General features: G+C 58.8%; 25 protein-coding genes, 1 pseudogene and 1 riboswitch. Of the genes and pseudogenes, 10 read left to right on the forward strand and 16 right to left on the reverse strand.

From position 1 onward, the window contains the following. The 3 genes and pseudogenes from DXY29_RS10820 to DXY29_RS10830 form a co-directional block, all read right to left on the reverse strand. Positions 1-182: pseudogene (locus DXY29_RS10820) on the reverse strand (porin); the annotation flags it as partial. 70 nt (positions 183-252) lie between these two features. After that, on the reverse strand, positions 253-777 hold the full coding sequence (locus DXY29_RS10825; protein ID WP_371411090.1) for a HupE/UreJ family protein: 525 nt from the start codon (positions 775-777) through the stop codon (positions 253-255). 115 nt (positions 778-892) lie between these two features. Next, a riboswitch (cobalamin riboswitch) is annotated at positions 893-1040 on the reverse strand. A gap of 104 nt (positions 1041-1144) precedes the next feature. Then, a complete protein-coding gene (locus tag DXY29_RS10830) occupies positions 1145-1486 on the reverse strand; it encodes a c-type cytochrome (RefSeq protein ID WP_115025066.1) in 342 nt (113 codons plus the stop codon). A 92-nt stretch (positions 1487-1578) separates the two neighbouring features. Here DXY29_RS10830 and DXY29_RS10835 point away from each other — a divergent pair, with 92 nt between their 5' ends. Next, positions 1579-2100, forward strand: a complete 522-nt coding sequence (locus DXY29_RS10835) for a hypothetical protein (protein WP_244279381.1) — start codon at positions 1579-1581, stop codon at positions 2098-2100. A gap of 8 nt (positions 2101-2108) precedes the next feature. Here the strand turns inward: DXY29_RS10835 and DXY29_RS10840 are convergent, their stop codons facing one another. The 4 genes from DXY29_RS10840 to DXY29_RS10855 all read right to left on the reverse strand — a co-directional run bounded on the left by DXY29_RS10840 (position 2109) and on the right by DXY29_RS10855 (position 4005). Then, positions 2109-2339: a hypothetical protein gene (locus tag DXY29_RS10840; protein ID WP_115025068.1), complete on the reverse strand. Its 231-nt coding sequence runs from the start codon at positions 2337-2339 to the stop codon at positions 2109-2111. Further along, a complete protein-coding gene (locus DXY29_RS10845; RefSeq protein WP_115025069.1) occupies positions 2336-2644 on the reverse strand; it encodes a hypothetical protein in 309 nt (102 codons plus the stop codon). Before DXY29_RS10845 ends, DXY29_RS10840 begins: the two co-directional genes overlap by 4 nt. 34 nt (positions 2645-2678) lie before the next feature. After that, positions 2679-3383 (reverse strand): 16S rRNA (uracil(1498)-N(3))-methyltransferase, encoded by a 705-nt coding sequence (locus DXY29_RS10850; RefSeq protein ID WP_115025070.1) that lies wholly within the window; start codon positions 3381-3383, stop codon positions 2679-2681. A 316-nt stretch (positions 3384-3699) separates the two neighbouring features. After that, positions 3700-4005: a hypothetical protein gene (locus DXY29_RS10855; RefSeq protein WP_115025071.1), complete on the reverse strand. Its 306-nt coding sequence runs from the start codon at positions 4003-4005 to the stop codon at positions 3700-3702. Positions 4006-4114: 109 nt separating this feature from the next. On the opposite strand from DXY29_RS10855, the gene DXY29_RS10860 reads away from it, so the two are divergent. Then, the gene (locus DXY29_RS10860; protein ID WP_115025072.1) at positions 4115-4618 is read left to right on the forward strand and encodes an HdeD family acid-resistance protein; all 504 of its coding nucleotides are present in this window, start codon (positions 4115-4117) and stop codon (positions 4616-4618) included. A 219-nt stretch (positions 4619-4837) separates the two neighbouring features. On the opposite strand, the gene DXY29_RS10865 is transcribed toward DXY29_RS10860, so the two are convergent. The 3 genes from DXY29_RS10865 to DXY29_RS10875 are packed head-to-tail and all read right to left on the reverse strand — an operon-like array spanning position 4838 to position 9301. Beyond that, positions 4838-5122, reverse strand: coding sequence for a hypothetical protein (locus tag DXY29_RS10865; RefSeq protein ID WP_115025073.1), 285 nt, complete (start codon positions 5120-5122; stop codon positions 4838-4840). A 30-nt stretch (positions 5123-5152) separates the two neighbouring features. Beyond that, on the reverse strand, positions 5153-8806 hold the full coding sequence (locus DXY29_RS10870) for a hydantoinase B/oxoprolinase family protein (RefSeq protein ID WP_115025074.1): 3654 nt from the start codon (positions 8804-8806) through the stop codon (positions 5153-5155). Between the two features lie 42 nt (positions 8807-8848). Next, on the reverse strand, positions 8849-9301 hold the full coding sequence (locus DXY29_RS10875) for a hypothetical protein (protein WP_170952213.1): 453 nt from the start codon (positions 9299-9301) through the stop codon (positions 8849-8851). A gap of 187 nt (positions 9302-9488) precedes the next feature. Between DXY29_RS10875 and DXY29_RS10880 the strand changes: the two genes are divergently transcribed. Genes DXY29_RS10880 through DXY29_RS10890 form a run of 3 tightly spaced genes read left to right on the forward strand, consistent with a single transcriptional unit; the run spans position 9489 to position 12431 of the window. Then, positions 9489-10445: a permease gene (locus DXY29_RS10880; protein WP_115025076.1), complete on the forward strand. Its 957-nt coding sequence runs from the start codon at positions 9489-9491 to the stop codon at positions 10443-10445. Positions 10446-10458: 13 nt separating this feature from the next. Next, positions 10459-11112, forward strand: a complete 654-nt coding sequence (locus tag DXY29_RS10885; RefSeq protein ID WP_115025351.1) for a TIGR03943 family protein — start codon at positions 10459-10461, stop codon at positions 11110-11112. Then, positions 11109-12431 (forward strand): hypothetical protein, encoded by a 1323-nt coding sequence (locus DXY29_RS10890; protein ID WP_115025077.1) that lies wholly within the window; start codon positions 11109-11111, stop codon positions 12429-12431. Before DXY29_RS10885 ends, DXY29_RS10890 begins: the two co-directional genes overlap by 4 nt. A gap of 145 nt (positions 12432-12576) precedes the next feature. Here DXY29_RS10890 and DXY29_RS10895 read toward each other — a convergent pair whose 3' ends face one another. Both DXY29_RS10895 and DXY29_RS10900 read right to left on the reverse strand, forming a co-directional pair. Next, positions 12577-13659 (reverse strand): hypothetical protein, encoded by a 1083-nt coding sequence (locus DXY29_RS10895; RefSeq protein ID WP_115025078.1) that lies wholly within the window; start codon positions 13657-13659, stop codon positions 12577-12579. Positions 13660-13722: 63 nt separating this feature from the next. Continuing rightward, positions 13723-14640, reverse strand: a complete 918-nt coding sequence (locus tag DXY29_RS10900; protein ID WP_115025079.1) for a metal ABC transporter substrate-binding protein — start codon at positions 14638-14640, stop codon at positions 13723-13725. A gap of 106 nt (positions 14641-14746) precedes the next feature. Between DXY29_RS10900 and DXY29_RS10905 the strand changes: the two genes are divergently transcribed. Next, the gene (locus DXY29_RS10905) at positions 14747-15436 is read left to right on the forward strand and encodes a metal ABC transporter ATP-binding protein (RefSeq protein ID WP_115025352.1); all 690 of its coding nucleotides are present in this window, start codon (positions 14747-14749) and stop codon (positions 15434-15436) included. After that, entirely contained in the window at positions 15429-16217 is a 789-nt protein-coding gene (locus tag DXY29_RS10910) for a metal ABC transporter permease (RefSeq protein ID WP_115025080.1), read from the forward strand. Before DXY29_RS10905 ends, DXY29_RS10910 begins: the two co-directional genes overlap by 8 nt. 195 nt (positions 16218-16412) lie before the next feature. Here the strand turns inward: DXY29_RS10910 and DXY29_RS10915 are convergent, their stop codons facing one another. After that, positions 16413-16646, reverse strand: a complete 234-nt coding sequence (locus DXY29_RS10915) for a hypothetical protein (protein WP_115025081.1) — start codon at positions 16644-16646, stop codon at positions 16413-16415. 47 nt (positions 16647-16693) lie between these two features. On the opposite strand from DXY29_RS10915, the gene DXY29_RS13570 reads away from it, so the two are divergent. After that, positions 16694-17218, forward strand: coding sequence for a hypothetical protein (locus DXY29_RS13570; RefSeq protein ID WP_170952214.1), 525 nt, complete (start codon positions 16694-16696; stop codon positions 17216-17218). Between the two features lie 80 nt (positions 17219-17298). Here the strand turns inward: DXY29_RS13570 and DXY29_RS10925 are convergent, their stop codons facing one another. Together DXY29_RS10925 and DXY29_RS10930 are read right to left on the reverse strand one after the other, a co-directional pair. Then, positions 17299-18402, reverse strand: a complete 1104-nt coding sequence (locus DXY29_RS10925) for a glycoside hydrolase family 10 protein (protein WP_244279402.1) — start codon at positions 18400-18402, stop codon at positions 17299-17301. A 152-nt stretch (positions 18403-18554) separates the two neighbouring features. Then, positions 18555-19550, reverse strand: a complete 996-nt coding sequence (locus DXY29_RS10930) for a ribose-phosphate pyrophosphokinase (RefSeq protein ID WP_115025083.1) — start codon at positions 19548-19550, stop codon at positions 18555-18557. 56 nt (positions 19551-19606) lie between these two features. Between DXY29_RS10930 and DXY29_RS10935 the strand changes: the two genes are divergently transcribed. Beyond that, entirely contained in the window at positions 19607-20107 is a 501-nt protein-coding gene (locus DXY29_RS10935; RefSeq protein WP_115025084.1) for a hypothetical protein, read from the forward strand. Here the strand turns inward: DXY29_RS10935 and DXY29_RS10940 are convergent. Further along, complete coding sequence (locus DXY29_RS10940) at positions 20104-21036, reverse strand: LCP family protein (protein ID WP_115025085.1); 933 nt, start codon at positions 21034-21036, stop codon at positions 20104-20106. The genes DXY29_RS10935 and DXY29_RS10940 overlap by 4 nt on opposite strands. 78 nt (positions 21037-21114) lie before the next feature. Between DXY29_RS10940 and DXY29_RS10945 the strand changes: the two genes are divergently transcribed. Further along, the gene (locus DXY29_RS10945; RefSeq protein WP_115025086.1) at positions 21115-22143 is read left to right on the forward strand and encodes an NAD(P)-dependent oxidoreductase; all 1029 of its coding nucleotides are present in this window, start codon (positions 21115-21117) and stop codon (positions 22141-22143) included. The last annotated feature ends 13 nt before the right edge of the window (positions 22144-22156 follow it).

Raw genomic sequence — 22156 nt, forward strand, 5'->3', positions numbered from 1 at the left:
TCGGTGGGGTAGACGTCGGAGAACTGGGTGACGCTGGTCACCTGATCAGCGGAAGCCGCGTAATCAGAAACGCCGTTGATGTTCAGCTCGGCGGCATTTGCTGCTGGGCTGTTGACAACAGCCAAAGGGGCCAGAAGGCCAAGGGCAGCAGGAGCCACCAGCAGTTGCCGGCAAAGCTTCATGGATAGGAAGAGACAAAAAAACCCCAGATGCGATCGCTGGGGTCAAAGGTTGCAAAAGGAATGCTTCCGATCAGTCTATCAGGGCCACCCAGGCAAAGGCCATGCCGATCCCCATCCAGATCCCAGCACCCAGCCGCTGGCCTTGGGAGCCAAGACGTTCCAGCAGCCCTTTGGACCATGCCGCCACCAGCAGAAGCAAGGCTCCCTGGCCTAACAGCAGGCCAAGGAAATACGTCAGTAGAGGCGTGGCTTCAGCCCCAAAGATCGTGCTGCCCAGTAGAAAGCCATGGAGGGCGATCAACGGGCACAACCAGAACGGTGACAGCACGGTGAGGGCAATCAATCCCTCCGCAACAAGGCTGAGAGACACCAGAGCTTCTGCCCAAGGCGCAATCGCATCAGGCAGCGGAATGAACTGCGAAAGCACACTGCCACCGAGGCCAAGGGCCAGAAGCGGTACCACCCAGGCCAGAGGGCGTTTCAGCCCGATCAAGGCGATCGCCAACAGGAACAAAAGATGGTCAGGACCCAGGAGCGGGTGCCCGATGCCACTGATCAAGCCCTGCCAAGCAGTCAGTGCTGAGCTGTCACCCATGCCGAAGGGATGGTGCGCAAACGCCGGACTGGCGATCAAGACAACTGCCGTAAGTGACGTGGCAGCAATCTGAAATGGCCTCCGAAAGGCCAAGGGCAAAAAATTCAAAGTCGATCCTCGTCGGTGTTGTCCTGGCGGGCGTTCTGACTGACGTCGGCGGAGCCGACGTTTCACAGCTGCGGGACAGCGACGGATTTTCACCGCTCTTTCCCCGTTTCCATCAGCGGCTGATCCCCGCTGATACCAGCATTTCACTATAAGGATGAGATTCGTGCTGAACAAAAAAATCCCCTGACCGGTCAGCCAGCCAGGGGAAACATTTGAGTCGAGCGTTCTCAGCTCTGCCACGAGCTGGGGGTTAAGGCCTTCAGGACCAGCCTTTTACCGACTGGGATTCGACATAAGCAGCAACATCAGCAATTTCAGCTGCGCTCAGATTTGGGCCAAAAGCAGGCATACCGTTTTTGCCATTGGTCACCTGATAAGCGATGGCCTCTTCATGACCCTCGTTGTAGTTGGCGAGATAAGCCTTGAGGTCATCCTGTTGGAGGGTGCGCTGACCATTCACAACGTTGCCGCCGCCGATATGGCAAGCCGCGCAATTGGCGGAGAACACTTGCTCACCATGGGCAGCATCTGCAGCAAATACCATGGATGGAGCGATCAATGCGATCAAAGCGGCCAGGGCCAAAGAAAGAAAGTGACGCATGAATGAGTGTTTTGACTCAAGCAACTTGATTCAGAGACCTCACTAAAGCCCCAGAAAAACACCGTTCTTCACTTTTTATACGTTGAGATGTAATGGATAACTCTGCAGAATGGCGAATGTGTCATGGGGCTCTTAAGCCATTGAGAGCACTCCTGATTGGCCTAGTGGCAGTGTTTGTGGTGATTCTTCCTGGGCACCCGGCCTCAGCCTGTGTGGAGGGCTTGGCCTGGGGAATGCCTCTGGAGCAGGTGGATGCTCATTTGGGTCAGGCGAAACCCATCGGAGATCGTCCCCAGGAAAGATTTGAAGTTCAAGATGTGATGCTTGATCGGCTGCCTGTCTCCCGCGTCACGTTTGAGTTGAGCCAGTCCCAGGGCTTGCAATGGCTCGCCTACGAATTCGCGATCGATGACATGACGGAAGTGCTGGCCGGATTGCGGGCCCGCCATGGCTCACCACTCAGCACGAGTGTTGAAGAAGCGGACCACAACGATCAGATTTGGGTCTGGAACACAGGGGAAGACCTGATCACAGCTGTTAAACGGAAGGCCAATGAAGAGCAGAAATTCCTGCTCTCCTATCGCCCAAGTCGCCTGCATCCGCAGACGCTCTAAAGAACTCCTTACTGGACCACCTCTGCCGCATGAAAATTCCAGGAGTCACCGTCCTCCAGCCATAACTCCCAAGCCAATCGTCGGCCACGTTTAAGGCGAAGCTGACCACCAAAGCCAGCCGGGGAAGGCTGATACAACTCGGTGATGTCATCGACAGGATGACCATCCCGAGTGAGCACCTCCTCCACCGCCTCTCCAAGCCGGGCCGTCAAGTCGCACCGCAGCTCATCAATCGTCACGATTGCTGGCTCGAAAAATCGAGCACCAGATCGCCGACGTCATCGCGACTGATCTGAAACCCGAACCCATCAACAGTTCCTGACCACAAGCCTGCATCGAGATCAGCCTCGACCCCCTGCAGCTGCTCCACCTTGTGATCGAAGAGGAGGCCGAAGCAATGGGCGGCGACCTGGGCGGCCTGGGACGCATCCATCTCATCGAGTTCATGGGCCTCCACCGGACACCCGTCGAGCAGTTCGGCATCGATCACGTTGCCGGAACCGACATCCTCAACAAGAGCTCGCAATCCAGCCAGGTCGTTCATTGCAGCCGCCGTTGAACCAACACATCACCCACCATCATCCCTGGGCCAAAGCCGTGGTGAGGGCCGTGTCCACACTCAATGTGCGCGATCCCAAATGCACCGGCTGCGCCAGCACAGCCTGAGCCAACTCCAGTTCAAAGGGAACAAAACCACCCTCCGGACCCACCATCACCACAGCATCCCCCGGAGGTGTTTCGCGCAGCGCGAGGGAGGCCCCCATCTGTGCAATCCAGCAAGGCCGTCCCGCACAGATGTCCTTCAGCTGGTCTTCCACAAAAGGGCGAAAGCGTCTGTATTGATGCACCTTTGGAACCACGGTGTCGCTCGCGCGTTCCATCCCGGCCAGCAACGCGTCATGAACCTTGTCCGGTGCGAGTAAAGGCGACTGCCAATAGCTCTTTTCCACTCGGGCGCTTTGGATCAGATGAAGATTGGCCACCCCGTACTCCGCCACGGTGCGGAACAGACGGCGCAGCACCTTGGGCCTCGGCAACGACAGAACAACGTCGAACCGGTGTCGCGGCGGCGGTGGCTGACTCAATTCAACGCGTAACACCACTGAATCCGCATCGATCGCGCAGATGCGTCCGTGACCCAAAAGGCCATTGAGCTCACCAACCCGAACGCTGTCGCCTACCGCAGCCCGCAGCACCGCACGAATGTGATCAGCCCGGCGATCAACAAGACGAACATGCTCTTCATCCCGCCAATCAGAACGATCTAAGACAACGATGTTCATATCTGAGGCAAGTCATATGAGCCACAGGCAGCTCCTGTTTAGGACGCCATGCCAAGCAGAGGGGCAACCGAACTGATGCTGACGGTGTTTACACCAAGGCAACAGTTGGAATCAGTCAGGAACTGCAGAACAATGCTGGTATGCAACAACCAACATCAAACTTCGGCAACAACAATCTCACACAACTTCTCAGCCAAAGACTAGATCTTTGGGATCAACAAGATGCCGCACAACGGGATGGAGCATTCCATCGGGCGTTATCTCTGGAACAACAGATCCGGCAAATCAGCGATGAGATCCACAAAGCAATAGCACTTCAGCAGTGCTCAAACACCCCGGGGATCAACTCCTGCTGGCGACGCGCCTGATAGTCGGCATCGGCAGCGCGCAACGCTGCCGCATCCTCCTGGAACCAACAGCCATACAGCAGGTTCAGGATCCGATCGACATCCAGATCGCGATCAGCCACGTCCTGCCAGAGGCGCTGGCTTAACTCAACATCAGCGAACTGAAATTGGGCCTGAGCCAGACGTCGGGCTGCGTCGAAATGAGCCTGCTGAAGCTGACGTGACGGCGAGTCGTACTGGAGCAGGCGACCTTGAATTGTCTGAAGCAAACCCATGCCACAAACCTGACTGCACTCAATTTGAATCCGCAGCTGCCCTTCGACAATGGGTTGTCATGCTGATTTTCATTAACAGACCTAGGGTCAATTCAGACGCGCTGCTGCAATGTCCTCCAACCGCCAGAGGCAACTCGCAGCAGCGCTGCTGATTCTTGGGGCCGTAGCGGCAATCCTTCTCCCCTTCATTTCAGCGACGCTGCTGACACTGGCCTTAGGAGGCATCGCCTTTTCGGCAGGGGTGAGTCAGCTCCTGCGGCTGGGGCAAGGCAATGCTCCGGGGAAGCTCTTCCGCGTGCTCTCGGCTCTTCTCTATATCGGTGGAGCGATCTTCATTTTGATCGACCCGATCGAAGGAGAGATCAGCCTGACCCTGTTCGCGGGAGTGGTTGTGCTGTTTGAGGGAATCATGGAGCTCGCTGCGGGCGCAACGTCGAAAGGCCCGATGGCTGGACTGGTGCTCCTCGATGGTCTGCTCTCCGCAGGCATCGGCCTGTTATTAGTGCTCGAGTGGCCGAGTGACAGTGTCTGGGCCTTGGGAACACTGTTCGGCATCACCCTGCTGTCCTCAGCATTCAAGCTCCTGCAACAGCCCGGCGGGGAAGTCGCTTAACCAGGCAAATCCCCAACCAGACCCTGGGGCAATCAGGGAACGTTGTAGAAAGCAGAAAAAACCACAACCCATGGATCTTGCTCCGTGGATCTAGGTCTTTCAATGGGATAAACAGCGATAACTTGTGAGCAAAAAACAAGCTTCTCGTCGCTTATTGATGACAAATCAAGCCCGAGTTTTTCCCATTATCGCAAATAAAAATACCGCAAGAGCGTGTGATCAGCAGACATCAAATCCCAACAGAATCGTGTCTTGTAAGGCGGCGTGATTAAGGCTCGGGCGTTGCCGTTGCAGGGCGGGAAGAATCTCCAATAACAGATTGTTAGCGCGGCGTGATTCAGTGCACACGCCGACGCGATCTCCAACGGAACGGGCGAGGCGGATCTGATCAATCACCAGCTGCAGCTGGAACACCTGCTGATCCAGGCTCTTGGATTGGGCTTGGGCGCTCCCCATCAAGCTGCAGCCCAGCAGCACTGCCAACCACCAGCCCTGTGATCGCATCGGCACACAACTCCACGCCAGGCATCCCCCTCAACCTCCCATGCCGCCTCCCCCCGGAGTGAGCATGCGAATGGCCTCGCCAGCCTCGAGCTCCAGCTGAACAGAACCGGGTAGGGGATGCTCCGCCCCGTCACAGTCCAGGCGCAGATTCACACCACAAGCTCCGCTTGACCCACCGTTGAGCCCGAACGGAGGCACCTGCCGGGATCCACTGATCAACGACACACACATCGGTTCAAGGAAACGGATCGTGCGCTCCAGGCCGTCGCCCCCAGGCCAACGGCCGTTCCCACCACTGCCGCAGCGCACAGCGAAGGATTCCAGCCGCACGGGATAACGGCTTTCCAGCACTTCGGGATCCGTCAGCCTTGAGTTGGTCATGTGCGATTGCAGGCCCACGGAGCCGGCAAAGCCATCCCCAGCTCCACCGCCACCGGCCACCGTTTCGTAGTACTGACAGCGCCCATTGCCGAAGCTGAAATTGTTCATCGTTCCCTGGCCGGCCGCCTGGACACCAAAGGCACCGAACAACAGATTGCAAAGGACCTGAGACACCTCCACATTGCCGGCCACCACAGCCGCTGGGTAACGCGGATTCAACAGACAGCCCGGTGGCACCACCAGATCGAGTGGTGCGAAACAGCCCTCGTTCAAGGGGATGTCGTTGTCGAGGAGGCAACGGATCACGTACAGCACGGCCGCGCGCGTCACCGCCAAGGGGGCATTGAAGTTGCCCGGCCGTTGGGGCGATGTTCCGGTGAAATCCAACCGCAGCCGTTGGCGTTGCCGATCAAGGCTGACCTCCACCACCAGGCATGAGCCGTCATCCATCACAAGCTGTTGACGGGCGCCCGTCAGGCGCGACAACAGGTGCTGAACACTGCTTGCTGCATCCCTCTGCAGAAGAGTCATCTGCCGTTGCACCACGACCTCCCCCTCCCGCTCCACGAGATGTTGCAGCGCCGCAATTCCGGCCTGATTGGCCGCCACCTGCGCCTGCAGGTCGGCCAGCAGTTCTGATGGGTTGCGTGGCGGCGTTGCCATTCCGCTCCACGCCGTTTCCAAATCAGCGTCGAGGACCCGGCCCTCGCGAACAAACAGCAGGTTGCGCAGCAGCAGGCCCTCATCAGCCATGGTGAGGCTGAAGGACGGCATCGACCCGGGGGCAATTCCGCCCACATCGGCGTGATGGCCACGACTGGCCACAAAGAAGCTGGGCTGATCCCCATTGCAGAACACCGGCGATATGGCGGTGATATCGGGCAGGTGGGTGCCGCCGTGGAAGGGGTCGTTGCTGAGCAGCGTGTCGCCCGGCTGCAGCGGTGCAACATCGCCAGCGGATACCTGAGCCAGCAGGTCACGCACGCTGTCTCCCATCGATCCCAGATGCACCGGGATGTGGGGGGCATTGGCCACCAGGGCACCCGAGGCATCGAACAACGCACAGGAGAAATCCAGGCGCTCGCGAATGTTCACGGATCGGCTGCTCTGCCGCAGTTGTTCCCCCATCTGTTCGGCGATCGCCATGAAGCGGTGGCGAAACAGTTCCGCCTGAAGCGGGTCGTCCGCATCACCCTCCGCCAGCGATGGCGAACCGGCCTGAGGCTGCCGGCGCTCCAACAACAACGTGTCCCCCTGCGCCACCCTTGCCTGCCAGCCGTCATCCAGAACCGTGCATCCGGTGGATTCGGCGATCAGAGCTGGGCCTGAGATCCTTTGATCCAGCACCAAGGCGCTGCGCTCGTACAGGGGAACCTGGGTCCAGCCGCTCTGCTCGAGGTGCATCGGCACCAGCTGGAAACCCGCCAGTTCTGACGTTCGTTCGGCAATCCCATTCGGCCCATTCGGCCCATTCGGTGCTGTCGCATCGAACTGTTGCGGCGCTGTGACCTCAACATTGAGCTGTTCGACGATCAGAGCCTGATCGGCATCGATGCAGTAGCCGAAGCGCAATTGATGGCTCGTCTGAAAGGCCGAGACCAGGTCGTCAACAACTTGGTCCGGAGACCAGGTGAGCACCAACGTCTGTTCTGCAGCGGCATAACGCAGGGCAAGGTTGACCCAGACCTCCGGCGCCTCAGAGTCGAGGTCAGCACAATCGCCCTGGCGACGTAACTCCTCCTGCGCCTCATGGGTCAGCATCTCGACCTGATGAGGCATCTCAGCCAGCAGGGCGGAGGACAGCGGAACGCCGAGATGCACTTGTCGCCGGCAGCGCTGGCGGGCCTGCCCCATGCCAAAGGCGGAGAGAACACCGGCCATGGGGTGCAACAGCACGGTGTTGAGTCCGAGTTCATCCGCCAGACGACAGGCATGCTGACCACCGGCACCGCCGTAGGCCACCAACACCCCGCCACGGATGTCCTCACCCCGATGCAGCGAAACGCGGCGAATGGCTGCGGCCATGGTTTCCACCGCCAGTTGCAACGCCCCCGCCGCTAGCCGCTCCGAGGTCTGCCCCAGCGTTGCAGCAAGATCCGCGAACGCACGCCGCACCACGTCAACATCCGGGGGCAAATCAGCGCAAGCGCCGAACACCGCCGGGAAGCACGCCACCTGCAGACGCCCCAGCAGCAGGTTCGCGTCGGTGATGGTGAGCGGTCCCCCAGCGCGGTAGCAAGCGGGACCCGGTCGCGCCCCCGCGGAGCGGGGACCCACCCGCAGGCGCTCCCCCTGCAGCTCCAGCACCGATCCGCCTCCGGCAGCCACCGTTTCAATCGGCAAGCGGGAGGCCAGCAACTGCAAGCCGGCGATCTCGGTCTGCTCCTTGACCTGCCGCAACGCCTGCGCATCAGCGGAAGCCACGCAGAACACATCCGTCGACGTCCCCCCCATATCGAAGCCCAGCACCGGTACCCCTTCAAAACCGGCAAGCCGCGCCGCCGCGATCGCACCCACCATCCCGGCCGCCGGCCCCGAAAGGATGGTGTCTTTGGCCTGCAAGGTGACCGGAGCCTGCAACGCTCCGCTGGAAGTCATCACCCGCAGTGGCGTGGCAGATCCAAGCGCCCCTCGCACTTGCTGCAGGTAGCCATCCAGCACCGGATGCACGGCCCCCTCCACCAACGCCGTCTGCCCCCGCGGCACCAGGCGGGGCATCACGCTCACCTGATGGGAGCAGACCACGGTGCGAAAGCCAACCTCGCGCAGCATTGCCGCACAACGCTGCTCATGGAGTGGATTGCACTGGGCATGCAGGAACGCCACCACGGCGACGTCGAGACCGGACCGGCGCAGCTCCTCCAAACGCCGCCGCAGCGGTTGATCCAGCACCAAAGGCTCCACCTCATCACCCCGCGCATCGAGCCGACCGGCCACCTCCAGCACCGTTTCCGCCAGAAAGGGACGCTTGGATTGCTCAAGAGCGAACAGATCGTCGCGATGTTGATCGCCGATCCACAGCTGATCCCTCAGGCCTGCATTGGTGAGCAAAAACAATGGCGCACCACAGCCCTCCAACAACGCATTGGTGGCGACAGTGGTGCCGAGGCGCACCTCATCGACGTCCCCCAGATCCACACCAGACGACCCCGAATCCAGCATCGCGACCATGGCCGACACCGCAGGGTCTCCAGAACTCGCCTGCTCAGACAGCACCTTGCGCACATGCAGCCGCCCCTCTGGATCGCGACCAATCAGATCGGTGAAGGTGCCGCCGCGATCAATCCAGAAGCACCAACCCATCCCGCTGCCACTGATGACTGGGCACCACCTTGACGCGCCAGCTCAACGACGGGCCACGGCGTACTGATCCCGCCACAGGATCGCCTCAACAGGAAGCACATCCCAGGGCTGGGGAAGCTTGAGGCCATCGTGAACCGCACGGTGCCGGTGCTCACTGATCCAAAGCAGAGAGCCAACCACCCAGTTGGGCAGGTTGGCCAAAAGCCGGGCCTCAAACTCCTGCTCCGTCTCCTGCTCGTCGTAAAGGAGAACCGTCATCACCTCACGGTCATCCATGGTCCAGCGGACCAGCCAGGTGAGTAGCGGCTCGGGAATCACCGACATTCGAAGATCAAAGTTCTCCTGAATGGCATGCACCATTTCATGGCGTAACACCCGCTCGAGATCCTGATCAGAACGACGAACATTGCTCTCGCAAAGCTCAATCAAGTTGGTGCCACTGATGTAGCCACCCATGAGCCCAGGTTGATCACGGCAGTCGCGGGGACTGTCCACGACACTCACGCCAGACAGGGCGAGAAAAACTGACAAACCAAGATCCAACACCCTTTCCCTCCTTAATCATCCCTTAAGAATCCAAGCACTGGCCTTGCCCGGCTCGGCATGAGCTCAACAAAGCGTTTCCTGGCTTTCCTTTAACGGGCCGACCTGGGAACGTTGGAGTGCGTTTCACCCCAACGACTTGGACAAGCTCGCCACCGCCTGGGCGATCTTTCAGGGGTTGCTGTTGGAAGCCATTCCGTTCCTGATGCTGGGCGTCGCCATCGCGGGGCTCGCCAGATGGGCGGTGCCGCCGGGCGCATGGATCGACAGGCTCCCGAAGAACCCCGTGCTGGCACCGATCATCGGCGCCTTAATGGGGTTTGCACTGCCGGCCTGCGAATGCGGCAATGTCCCGGTCGCCCGCCGTCTGCTGGCCAGCGGTGCCCCAATGGGCACCGCGTTTGGCTTTCTGTTTGCTGCGCCGGTGCTCAATCCCATCGTCCTGGCCAGCACCTGGGCGGCCTTTCCCGATCAGCCCTGGCTTCTGGTGGCCCGACCATTGGGGGCTTTTCTGCTGGCGATCCTGCTGAGTCTGTTGCTGGTGCAATTGCCCGAGACACAGCTGCTGGCAACAGCGCTTCTGGAGGAACGCCGCATGAGCCAGCCCCTGAGCAACGTGGGGCTGCTGCAGCGCAGCAGTGGCCTGATTGGAGCTTCATCCACCACAAAACGCCCAGCCACCAACCAACGGATCAAGGGCTGGCAGGTGTTGGATCAAAGCTGCCGCGAGTTTCTCGATCTCCTGGCCCTGCTGGTGCTGGGGTGTGTGATCGCAGCTCTGGTGCAGACCTGGCTGCCGCGCAGTTGGCTCTTGGCCGTTGGGGGCGCACCGACGGCGTCGATCCTGGCCTTGATGCTGCTGGCCGTCGTGGTGTCGGTCTGCTCCAGCGTGGATGCCTTTCTCGCCCTCGGATTTGCAGCTCAGATCACGCCAGGAGCCCTTCTGGCGTTTCTGTTGCTGGGCCCCGTCGTTGATCTCAAACTGGCGGGACTGTTCACGGTGCTGATGCGCCCACGGGCCATCGTGATCACTGCGATCAGTGCGAGTCTTGGGGTGCTGCTGATCGGTCAGTGGATCAACCTGTGGCAGCTGTGAGGGGCTGGTCGTGCTGAAGAGCGGATCCCTGATGGTGCTCTGGGGCCTCACACTTCTGTGGAGTTTCCACAGTGGCCGCCTCGACCTGCTGCTGCGGGGGGTCTTTCACAGCCTGGTGGGGGTCACCGGCCTGTTGTTGCTGATGGTGGGAGTGGCCCTTTTGCTGGAAAAGGGTGGCCGCCGGGAACGGTGGCGATGGCCCTGGCTGCTCAGCGGCTTGATGGGCGTGCTGGTTTTGATGGTGCCGCCGACCCCCTCCTTTAGTGACCTGGCCAGCAACCGCCCCCAGGGCCTTCCAGATCCACCGGAATTGGCGTTTGTGCTGCCGCCGGAACAACGCAGCCTCACGGAATGGGTGCGTTACCTGCGCAGCCAGCCAGACCCCGATCTTGTCGCTGACAACCCTGTGCGAATCAGCGGATTTGTCTGGAGGCAGCCGGAGGGTCCACCGCTGATCGCGAGGCTCACCGTTCGCTGTTGCCTTGCCGACGCCACACCCGCTGGCCTGGCAGTGGAGTGGCCTGAGTGGTTCACACCAAAAACCAACCAGTGGTTAGCCATAAGCGGGACGATGACAGTGCAAAGCCGGAAGGATCGGCGCATCCCTGTCGTCGTTCCATCAACCATCACTCCGATTGAGAGGCCCGAGCGGCCCCTGGAGCCATGAGGCAGCGGTTGTTGATGCTCATGCTGATGGCCTGCACTGCAGTCCTGGCGCAGCAACAACTGCTGCTGCGCCGAACTCCGCGACTGGTGCAGCTCAAGCCCCAGCAGGTGCAGAGCGGCACCGCGGCACTGGATTTGCAGTTCAGTCGACCGATGAATCGGACCAGCGTCAGCGACGCCACCCGACTGGAACCGAACGTGGCCCATCAGTGGCTGGGGGAGACAACACCCCTGCGGATGGTGATCGATTCAAAGGTCGTGCTTAAGGCCCCGATCGAACTATCCCTCTCCGGCCAAGACCAACGCGAGCTGCTGCTGGATCGGCAGCAATGGTGGTGGGATCCGAGACCCTGGCTGATCGCGACGCGGCCAGTGCCAGGCGGCGAGCAGGTTCAACTGCAAACGCGATCAGGAGGCTGGATTCCCATCAGTCGGGTCTGGCCTGCCATCCCCAGCGTCGTGCCCTTAGGCAACGGCCGAGGCATCGCCCTGGTGGGGCGTGATCAGAACGGCACCGAACAGGTGTGGTGGGAGCAACTGACTCCCCGCAGCACCGCCATCAGCGTGGCGGCCTTAGGGCCACCGACTGTTAGCAGCACGCAGCCACTCTTAAAGGGGGAAGTGCTCTTCGCTCATCTCAGCAGCAATCTCAATGGCGATCTGCTGGTGCAAAGCGGAGGGTTCCGTCCTGGGAGCGATCAAGCCCTGCTGGTGCAGGCCAATGGCAAACGGAAGCATTTGGCCTTGAAACCATCCGGGCCGATGCAGTTGCTTCCCGCCGGGGGTGGCGTCGTGATGCCCACCTATGACGGCCTGACCCTTCGAGCGCTGGAAACAACGAACCAAAAGCCTCAGATCCTGCCTGGGAGCAGGGAGCTAGGTGCCTTCTGCGGCGCCTCCGGACGGGCTGTGCTGATCCGACATTGGCCGGATTACAGACGCTCGATCGAGCTGGTGATTCCTGGAAAAGCACCGAAACAGCTTCACCTTGGCGATCAGGCCGTACTTGGGGTGGCCTGCGACAACCGCGGCGAAAGGGTCTGGGCAGTTCTTGGTCGCTGGGAACAGCAACGCGGGAATCACGAACTGGTGCTGATCAATCAAGAGGGAAAGGTGTCACAACGCCGGGCCCTGGCCCCCTGGACGCTTAAGGCAGGAAGCCCCATCCAATGGAACCCAGTGACAAACCAATTGTTGATGACCCTGACGCAACCCAACCGAACCAATGCTCATGCCGGCTTGATTAACTCCGACAGCTTGCAGATCATCAAGGTCATCAACGACAGCATCAGCGAAGCGCAATGGCTCAACGCAGGCTGACCAGCAGCCTCAACTGATCAACATCAAAAGGAAGCAATCAGTGAAGAGCACGCCCAAATAAGACGTCAGGAGTGACAGCCAAGAACAAAAAAAGGAGGGCAATTATGCCCTCCCGATCAACTAAAAATCCGCCGATCGCCGAAACCTAGAAGGCAAAGGTCACACCAGTACCGACATGGTGCTGCCACCCTTCACCCCAGCCCGGAGCATCTTCCCAACTGTAGGTTTGCTGCCAATGCAGGAACAAGGTTGCATCGCCGACGGGAACAGAGAGTTCGATTTCACCAGCAAAGTCTGTGCGCGGATCTAAGCCTGCATAGCTGCCAGGGACATAAAAACGAGGGCCAGCCTCAATCATCAACGAGATTTCATCACCGCCAAATTTGAATCCCAAACCAACACGAGGATCGGTGTAATTACCGACGTACATCCCATCAGACTCCCAACCCTGACGGTGATCCAGAGAAAGGTAAACACCGTTCACCAGATCTTCAATTCCATCGCCTAGGCCAAAGTTGACATCTCCATCACCAAGAGCCCAGGTCAGATTTGCCCCTAGTTCATTCTTAAGGCCCTGAATATCTTCGCCTTGATCCTGAGTGACGTAATAAGGGTTCCAGGAGAGAGCAACACTTAAACGGTCATTCGGCGCATAACGGGCCTGAAGAAAGCCTCTGATATCCGTGCGCTTGAAGTCGGTGTCATGACCATGATCATCGTGGCCATCATGATCGTGATCGTCATGATCATCGTGGTTGTCGTGATCATCATGGTCGTCGTGATCATCATGGTCGTCGTGATCATCATGATGGTCATCGTGGTCATGATGATCGTGATCGTCATGATCATCGTGGTCATCATGATCGTCGTGGTCGTCGTGGTCGTCATCGTGATCATGGACATGCACTTTTCCATAAAAGTGCTCAGCTTCTCCCCACACAAGTGCGGGACCTACAGCAGCCTCAATGACGATAGAGCCACCATTTTCGAGTCCCCACTCAAAAACACCACCAAACATGCCATCAATGGCGTAGTGCTTGGGATCTCCCTCGAGGTTGATGTCAAATCCGCCATGACCTTCGATGGTGACGATCGGCGTAAAGTTGAATTCACCAGCTTCTAGAGATTCTTCACCACCACCACCATGGGATCCATGGGCCTGGGCGGGTGAAATACCCGCCAAGGGACTCAACAGAAGAACCAGAAGCAGAAGACGTGAACGGAACATGAGATGAGATGAGATGAGACGAGACGAGACGAAAGAGAGTTGAAGACGGAAGTAGGAGTTACATCACCGGATCGATGACCACTGGGAATTCAACGAATTGGCTCCTGACTGATCACAGGAACCACCCTGACCATTGACGATCGTGCAGACGTTGAGCGTCGCTGTCGAAACGGCATTGCGACCTGCAGCAATCCCTTCTCCATAAAGAGGTGTTGTCGCGATCGGCAACCCCGTGTTCTTGCTGATGCGCCTAAGGGTTTTGTTCGGAGTAGCCGAAGGTGAAAAGATCGTTTTGGCACCGGAAGATTTCACTTCCTGCGTGATCTTGCGAAGACTGGAAGGCCTCAAAACGCCACCGGTGGTGTGACTGTCCAACATCGAAATCTCAACAAGTCCAAAGCGATCGGCAAGATGGCTGTAAGTCTTGTGATCAGTTACAAGGACACGGTTCTGAGATGGCAGAGAACCGAACTGCTTGGCTTCCCAGACCTGAAGAGCCTCAAAAACAGCCACGGCGCGTGCGGTGCGCTGCTGCAAGGCAGAGCGCTCACTGGCCGGCAGAACAGGTGACAGAGAACTGGATACAACCCGCACCATCGCAGCGGAATTGGCAGGATCGTGCCAAACATGCGGGTCGCTGCCTCGATAAGACGGCAGGGCAACTTCACCAACAGCGACAACCGTGCCGGGGTTCTTGAGTTTTTTGGCGGAAGGCGTCAGGCCAAAACCGATGTGAAGAACAAGATCGCTCTTGGCAATCTGACTGCGATCACTGGGCTTCAATCGATAGGAGTGGGGATCCCCGCCGGGAGGGATCAGGCAAGTTACCGAGGCGGCAGCACCAGCCAAAGTTTTGGTGATGTCGCAAAGCGTGCCATCAACTGCAACCACTACAGGTTGAGCCGCATGGGCAGGAACAACAGCAGCGCCAAAGGCCAGGGCCACACCGACGCCAGCCGATCGAACCAAGACAGAACGCATGGACGACGGAATTGAGAATGATTATCATTTTGCTGAACACATGGTTCCGCGCCACCATGAGGTGTGCAAAACAACAAGAGGCCCAAGTCAGGTCGCTGAAGAGTTGATGAGCGATTCGTCGTGCGTACTGAGCACAACCGAACTGAGTTTCAGCTACGGGGGCCGCAAGACCGTTGACAGGGCCAACCTGCAGCTTCAGGCGGGAACACTGACCGCACTTGTGGGGCCAAATGGAGCAGGCAAGTCAACGTTGTTGCATCTTCTGGAGGGGCGGCTCAAGCCCAGCCAAGGATCAATCAATTGCAGCAAGCAAATCGGATTGATGCCCCAAAGAGCAGCCATTGACTGGTCATTTCCAATCACCGCTCAGGACATGGTGCAGCTGGGCACGCCCAGCAACTGCAACACAACATCAGCAAACCACCCCAATCAACTTCTGGAACGCGTTGGCATGGGAGCCATGGGGTCCCGGCGCCTCAGCCATCTATCCGGCGGCCAGCAACAAAGAATTTTGCTGGCAAGAGCGTTGATGCAACAGACCGAGATCCTGCTGCTGGATGAACCCTGCAGCGCCATCGATCCGCCAACACGGGAACACTTGCTCAGAGTGATGCGAGAACAGGCCGAATCAGGCCAGACGCTTCTGGTCAGCAGCCACGACTGGGGCAGCGCCCTTAACGACTACGACCAGGTTGTTGTGATGGATGGACAGATCCTTGCCAACGGAACACCCGAAACAGTTCGCGAAAAACTGAGCGACATGACCTGCATGATGGGGAGCCATTGCTGTGGTTGAGCTGGACATCTGGTGGCTTCTGCCCTTGGTGATCTCGTTGTTGATTGGAGCCATCTGTCCAGCCACTGGAGCTCTGCTGATCACCCAACGACGGGTCCTTCTGGCCAATTTGATGGCCCATTCCGTTCTGCCCGGCCTGGTCATCGCCCTCGCCATCGGCATCGACCCAAGCATTGGCGGGCTGGTCAGTGGACTGCTGGGTGCCCTGTTAGCGGAACGCCTGAACCGACGTTTCAAAGGCCGGGAAGAAGGTGCGATGAACACTGTTCTGGCTGGCTTCACAGCACTAGGCGTTCTGCTGGTGCCACTACTGGAAACACGCGTTGATCTCGAGACAATTTTGTTCGGCGATCTACTGGCAGCCAACACAGCCGATCTGGTTCGAACAGCAATCTCAGCCAGCGCACTGTTGGCCATGGTGGTGTGGGGCTACCGCGACCTGGTGTTCATCGGCATCGATCCCGAAGGTGCCGCAGTTGCCAGACGACCTGTGATCCTGATTCGGCTGATCTGCAGCCTGATCACAGCCCTGGTTGTGATTAGTGCGATCACAGCCGTTGGCGTGATTCTTGTGATTGGTTTGCTCTGTGCTCCTGTTCTGATGCACGTCGAGCGGAGCCGAAGCCTCAAAGAATTAATGCTCAGAAGCGCGAGTACAGGACTGCTGCTATGTGGCGGCGGAATGATGTTGGCTGTTGCCATTGATCTGCCGCCAGGACCACTCATTGGCACGCTGTGCTTAGGGCTCTTGTTCACCTACAAAATTGCAGATCAAAATTAATGTGATCATTCTCTCAAAGAACTTTCATTTGAGATCATCCGATTAAGGCGGAACCTCATTCTTTTCATCAATGTGCGCTCTCGCTCCGAACGAAAAGTGCGCTGAAACCCAAAAAATAAAACAGTAAGAGTACTTGCCATACCCACACTAAAGAGCGAGATAGCCGTTGCCTCATTCATCGCGTAATTCATCTACTCAACGAACAACAGCAAACCATGCGCCAGCCAAGGCCGCAATAAGCCCACATGCAAGAGCCTGAAGAACGAATTGGCCTGAATCGTTCTTCTCCCATCGATCGATGACCTTCGATGCCGTGACAAAGGGCTCGTTGTTTCTGATCAATTTGGCGATATAGCGATCAACGAACTCATCATCGAGAGCAAGCCTGTGGAGCTTGGCACGAATCTGATTGACCTCAAACTGATTCATCAATCAAGAAGACGCAAAGTCTTGAACACTAAACAGCCGAAAAGTGCATGGTTCAATTAATTTTAGAGGATGCGAGCCGCAAGACGATTTCACATTTACCAGCTGAATCAGCATCAGACTCTAGCGAGCTTGCCGCCTTCATGGGGCTCGCCTCAGCGAAAGCGAATCAGCCATTAGCGCCAACGGGAAAAGCAGCACATACAAATGCAAAAAATCATAAAAACGCTTTTACGCAGACCGCCAAACAATCAAAAGCAAATAGCGAAACAAATAGATCAATCAAGCGCCGAGGCCATTCTCAACTCTTGTCGCAGCAACAACGATTTCTGTCCAACCATCTAGAAGCCCGTTGCCCCCTTTCGTGTCTTCGGCTGCATGACCTCAATTGTCTTGGGTCTTGTAGTGCTCGAATACCAAACTCTTTGCGCTTCGTCGTAGCTCTCGACATCCTTAAACGACCCATCACTCAACCACACACGGTAGTGATGTCGGTCATAGGGGTCCGAACTGGTTTCGGTGAACTGTTTCATGCGGCTGAACAGGGCATAGGAGCAGTTCTTGTAAGAATCTGAAAAACCATTTTATCGAGAGAAACTCATAACTGCATAGAACCTCTATCCAACACATGATGATATTGAACAGATCCTCTTGATCAGTCATATCCCATTCTTGTGAAGGCTTCGCGCCGAACTTCTCTGTACTGCTCCGCCACATGTTTTCCCCATAACCCCTCCCAATAGAAGAAAATCACGCCGTGACCACGATTGCGGGCTAGGCGTACTTTTTGCTCCAAAACGGCCATGGATGTGGTGCGTTTGCCGAATCCCGCCAACACGCCGATCTGAGACGGAATTCCCCAGCTGCGGGCTTTGCGCAGGGCGGGTTGATCCAGGTCCTTCGCGAATCCTTGGACGGAGTAGGCGTAGTTCTGCACCACCAGCTCTTCAATCAGCCCCCCCAAAGCCCAGAGCTCCCAATCCTGAAGCCAGAGGTTGTATGCCTGACGAAAGGGGCCGGGAGACAGGCTGATCCGTGTGGAGAGTTGCTCCTTCTTGAGACGCTGCCGTAACTCACGCAGGAGAGACGTGAGTTGGTTCCGACGCCATTTCATCCACTGTCGATTGCTGTGATCCCGCGGTGGTGCCATTCCCGTCTCTTGTTTGTAGAGCGCCACGGTGGTGGGGTCGTAGCCGAATTGAACCGGCCAGGCGAAGTGGTCGTCCAGTTGCAGGCCATCCAACGGACAGCGCTTTAACGTCTCCACCACCAAACCAATGAAACGGGCACGCACCTCCGGATGGGCAGGGTTGAGCCAAGCCATCCGATGGTTCCCGTGCATGGTCATCCAGCGTTGGCCATTCGCTTTGGCCAACACCCAGCTGGGGTTCTTGCGGATAACAGCTGAATTCGCCGGCTCCATCAAGCCGTACTCAAACCAGGGCATCACCTTGATGCCGCGGCGCCGACCTTCAGCGGCCAAGGTGCAGATGGGATCAAGACCGAGCCCCGCCTTCTGAAGCGGTGGCTCGACTGGAGCGAAACGGCTGCGGTGAAAGGTGGTTCCTCGGCTCCAGACATTGGGCACCACACGATTGAATCCAGCCTCCTGGAGCTGCTGCATCGCTGCGCTGATGCGCTTCCTGTCGTAATAGAGCTTGCTGGGGCTGTTGGTCAGCCACACCCCCATGGTGCTCCGGTTCCGCAGAAGCCGGTCCAATCGGGACTCCGCCATCAAGGGAGCCGGAAGCGCTGCCATCAGGCTGGCCAGGGCAACGCAAGCCAGTGGCCTCCAGCGCTGATCCACTGCTGTTGAAGCACCGCACCGCACCGCAAGAGTCGCTCGAATCAATCGCGATGCAGCCGCAGCAAGCCCGCTCGTTGAACAGTCCATTCCACCGAACCCAGCATTCAGCGGAACATCGAGCTCACGGAGCTCTCTTCGTGGATGCGCCAGATGGCTTCCCCCAGCATGTTGGCCACGGAGAGAACCTGAAGCTGAGGGAAGACCCGATCCTGCGGAATCGGAATGCTGTTGGTCACCACCACCTGTTCAAACAGGCCCTCGACGGAAAGACGTTCGCTGGCGGGGGGTGAGAACACAGCGTGGGTGGCGCAGGCCAGCACCCGTTCAGCTCCTTGCTCCCGCAACAACCGTGCACCTGCACAGATCGTGCCGCCGGTGTCGATCATGTCGTCAATCAAGATCGCCGTTCGGCCAGCCACATCACCGATCACCGTGAGGCTCTCAGCCATGTTGTGACCGGTGCGGCGCTTGTCGATGATGGCCAGCGGGGCATCGTTCATCTGCTTCGCGAACGCCCGGGCACGCGCCACACCCCCCACATCCGGAGACACCACGACGACATCCCCCAGATCCTGAGTGGAGAGATAGTCCACCAGCACGGGTGATCCGTAGATGTGATCGCAGGGAATATCGAAATACCCCTGAATTTGGGCGGAGTGCAGATCCATGGCCAGCACACGATCAACGCCGGACTGCACCAGAAGGTTGGCCGTGAGCTTGGCCGTGATCGACTCACGACCGGCGGTTTTACGGTCCGCTCTGGCGTATCCGTAATAAGGGACCACAGCAGTGATCTGCCGCGCTGATGCCCGTCGGCATGCGTCCACCATGATCAGCAGTTCCATCAGGTGGTCGTTCACCGGCGCGCAGGTGGGCTGGATCAGGAACACATCGCAGCCCCGAATCGACTCCTGGATCTGCACATACAGCTCACCGTCCGCAAACCGCTTGCAGACGCGGGGGCCATCTGGCACACCGAGATAAGCAGCGATCTCCCGCGCCAGAGCGGGATTCGAGGTGCCACTGAACAGACGCAGACGTCGGCTATCTGGAGCCATCTGCTCCTGTTCGGTACGGGCTGCTGTCAGGAAACTGGTCACGGCGCCCGCGTAACGAATTCTGCTGTAATCCGATGGTAGAGGTGAGCAGCACCCCCATGTCCAAAGGTTTCCCCCTGCTCGTGGGTGCGGGCCCACTTCCAGAGCTGAAAATGCGCCAAGCCTGCGAAGCCTTAGCCCAGGCCTGTCAATGCCCTTTGACCACCGTTGCCAGCGGTGCACCACCCGCAGCAGTCCTGCAGAACAATCCAGCTATTAAAGGGCTTGTGCGGCTAAGCGGTGACGCAGCACAGCCAACGCCGCAGGGTGATGTCAGCTGGTTGCAGGCCCTGGCTGACTGGCGTCAGACGGTGCTGCTGCTGACAACAGCCGACAGTGATGGAACGATCCCCGGCACGGCCCCGGCCTATGCCGCCCTCTGCCGAGAACTGCATGTCCCCCTTCTCGGCCTAGTTCAGCTCCAGGGCCCCTGGAACGGCCCTGCACGACGCAGAGACGGCCTCAGCTGGCTGGGGTGGATTCCCGATGAGAACCATCCAGATCAGGCCGAATGCATCGAGGCTCTCGCCCGGAGACTGCAGCTGCGCAGCCCGGGTTAAGGCTGGGGCCAGAGGGGACGGCTCACCCCGGATTTGATTTGGCGCAACGTCTGCTCACCAGACCGGTCGGCCAGCGGTAGGCGGGTGATTGCTGCAGGTTCAGGGCTGGCGATGATCGCCGCGGCCAAGCTCAACTGTTCCGAACGACTCAAGTTGGTCTCCACGTCAGCATCCAGTTGATCCACCAGAGCAGGGATCAACTCAATGCCACTGGGAGCCTTGACCTGTTCGATCAAGGCCTCAACAAGAATGTCCTGGCGCTGACGACGCTGGGAGACATCTTTGGGGTCTGGTAGGTGACGCACCAGCTGTTCCGCCTGGACTCCGTTCAGGCTTTGGCGCCCAGCCTGGAGATTGACGCTGTAGCCCTGTGCCTTGTCTTGGCGCTGGTAAGACTGCCCAAGCACCACCTCCACTTCGCCAAGTCCGTCCACCAAACGGCGTAAGGCCGCACGGGGCATGACCACATAGCGCTTCGGGTCGCCGTCCTCAAGGCCAACAATGTCGTGGATGGCATCACTGACAAGGCTGACGCCGCCCTGTCGCCACAACTCCGACAAGCGGCCTGGATCCTTCTGCCCAGGGAGCTGAACGCCAAGCTCGGTGGGGATCTGGAGCACCTGAAGCGGCTCCCTCGATGCAATGCGAAGCATCAAAAGGGCATCGGCGTTGGCAGGCCCCTTGGGCGCGGCCTGATTCGTGGGCGCACCAAGACGATTCGCATCAAGACCAATCACCAGCACCGTGACAGGGCTCTCGGGGAAGGGAGCCAGGGTTTCAGGTTGATCTGCGCTGAGAGGAGCTCCCTGGGCAACACGATCGGGTTCAGGCCACAGAGTCGCCAGCAACCACCCGGTGACACCGAGACCCAGCAACGCTGAACCGACACGCAGCACGCCGCGAACTCGGGGTGGCGACAACCAGTTCATTTCGCTGGAACAAGCGCAATGGCGCTTAGTTTCGCCCAGATCTCCAGTTCTTAGCCTGGCCCCGTGAAGCCGTCCTCGATGTCCCTCCGCCACGACTACCGCAACCGACCTCCCGAACAGGTGCGCGTGGTCGTGTTCGGAGCCACCGGGTACATCGGCCGTTTTGTGGTGAAGGAGCTGGTGGAGCGGGGCTACCAGGTGATTGCCTTTGCCCGAGAACGCAGTGGTGTGGGCGGCCGTCAGAGCAGAGACGAGGTCATCGCCGATTTTCCTGGGGCAGAGGTGCGCTTTGGGGATGTCAGCGATCCCGCCTCGATCACGGCCGAGGCCTTCGATCAACCGACGGATGTAGTGGTGAGCTGCCTGGCTTCCCGCACCGGCGGCCGCAAGGATTCCTGGGCCATCGACCACGCGGCGACCCTCAACACCTACGAACAGGGACGGGCTGCCGGGGTAGCCCATTACGTGCTTCTCTCGGCCATCTGCGTGCAGAAGCCACTGCTGGAGTTTCAAAAAGCCAAGCTGGCCTTTGAGGCCGTTCTGCAGGCGGACGAAGAGATGACCCATTCCATCGTTCGCCCCACCGCCTTCTTCAAGAGCCTGGGCGGACAGGTGGAAAGTTGCCGCAAAGGTGGCCCCTATGTGATGTTCGGCGGCGGCACCCTGGCCAGCTGCAAGCCGATCAGCGAAGCAGACCTGGCCAGGTTCATGGCGGACTGCATCCAGGACGATGCCAAATGCAACCAGGTGCTTCCCATCGGCGGGCCCGGTCCGGCGCTGAGCGCTCGGGAGCAGGGAGAAATGCTCTTCCGCGCCCTAAACCGCCCCCAGCGGATGCTCTCCGTCCCCATTGCTCTGATGGATGGTCCGATCGCCCTTCTGGACGGTTTGGCTCGGCTGTTCCCAGGCATCAAAGACACGGCGGAATTCGGGCGCATCGGTCGCTATTACGCCAGCGAATCCATGCTCGTCTGGGATGAGCAACAGCAGCGCTACGACGCCGATGCCACACCGTCCTATGGAACCGACACCCTGGAGCAATTTTTCGAGCGCGTGGCTCGGGACGGCATGGCCGGGCAGGACCTAGGAGATGCCGCCCTGTTCTGAAGTGGCCATCCTT

Source organism: Synechococcus sp. UW69, assembly GCF_900474185.1.
GTDB lineage: Bacteria > Cyanobacteriota > Cyanobacteriia > PCC-6307 > Cyanobiaceae > Parasynechococcus.

Coding starts and splice junctions, on each gene's coding strand:
- DXY29_RS10905 (WP_115025352.1), top strand. CDS start 14,747: ATGAGCGATTCGTCGTGCGTACTGAGCACAACCGAACTGAGTTTCAGC.
- DXY29_RS10845 (WP_115025069.1), bottom strand. CDS start 2,644: ATGAACGACCTGGCTGGATTGCGAGCTCTTGTTGAGGATGTCGGTTCC.
- DXY29_RS10940 (WP_115025085.1), bottom strand. CDS start 21,036: ATGAACTGGTTGTCGCCACCCCGAGTTCGCGGCGTGCTGCGTGTCGGT.
- DXY29_RS10900 (WP_115025079.1), bottom strand. CDS start 14,640: ATGCGTTCTGTCTTGGTTCGATCGGCTGGCGTCGGTGTGGCCCTGGCC.
- DXY29_RS10865 (WP_115025073.1), bottom strand. CDS start 5,122: ATGCGATCACAGGGCTGGTGGTTGGCAGTGCTGCTGGGCTGCAGCTTG.
- DXY29_RS13570 (WP_170952214.1), top strand. CDS start 16,694: ATGGTTCAATTAATTTTAGAGGATGCGAGCCGCAAGACGATTTCACAT.
- DXY29_RS10830 (WP_115025066.1), bottom strand. CDS start 1,486: ATGCGTCACTTTCTTTCTTTGGCCCTGGCCGCTTTGATCGCATTGATC.
- DXY29_RS10855 (WP_115025071.1), bottom strand. CDS start 4,005: ATGGGTTTGCTTCAGACAATTCAAGGTCGCCTGCTCCAGTACGACTCG.
- DXY29_RS10895 (WP_115025078.1), bottom strand. CDS start 13,659: ATGTTCCGTTCACGTCTTCTGCTTCTGGTTCTTCTGTTGAGTCCCTTG.
- DXY29_RS10850 (WP_115025070.1), bottom strand. CDS start 3,383: ATGAACATCGTTGTCTTAGATCGTTCTGATTGGCGGGATGAAGAGCAT.
- DXY29_RS10835 (WP_244279381.1), top strand. CDS start 1,579: ATGGATAACTCTGCAGAATGGCGAATGTGTCATGGGGCTCTTAAGCCA.
- DXY29_RS10945 (WP_115025086.1), top strand. CDS start 21,115: ATGTCCCTCCGCCACGACTACCGCAACCGACCTCCCGAACAGGTGCGC.
- DXY29_RS10825 (WP_371411090.1), bottom strand. CDS start 777: ATGGGTGACAGCTCAGCACTGACTGCTTGGCAGGGCTTGATCAGTGGC.
- DXY29_RS10890 (WP_115025077.1), top strand. CDS start 11,109: ATGAGGCAGCGGTTGTTGATGCTCATGCTGATGGCCTGCACTGCAGTC.
- DXY29_RS10935 (WP_115025084.1), top strand. CDS start 19,607: ATGTCCAAAGGTTTCCCCCTGCTCGTGGGTGCGGGCCCACTTCCAGAG.
- DXY29_RS10860 (WP_115025072.1), top strand. CDS start 4,115: ATGTCCTCCAACCGCCAGAGGCAACTCGCAGCAGCGCTGCTGATTCTT.
- DXY29_RS10925 (WP_244279402.1), bottom strand. CDS start 18,402: ATGGCAGCGCTTCCGGCTCCCTTGATGGCGGAGTCCCGATTGGACCGG.
- DXY29_RS10870 (WP_115025074.1), bottom strand. CDS start 8,806: ATGGGTTGGTGCTTCTGGATTGATCGCGGCGGCACCTTCACCGATCTG.
- DXY29_RS10915 (WP_115025081.1), bottom strand. CDS start 16,646: ATGAATCAGTTTGAGGTCAATCAGATTCGTGCCAAGCTCCACAGGCTT.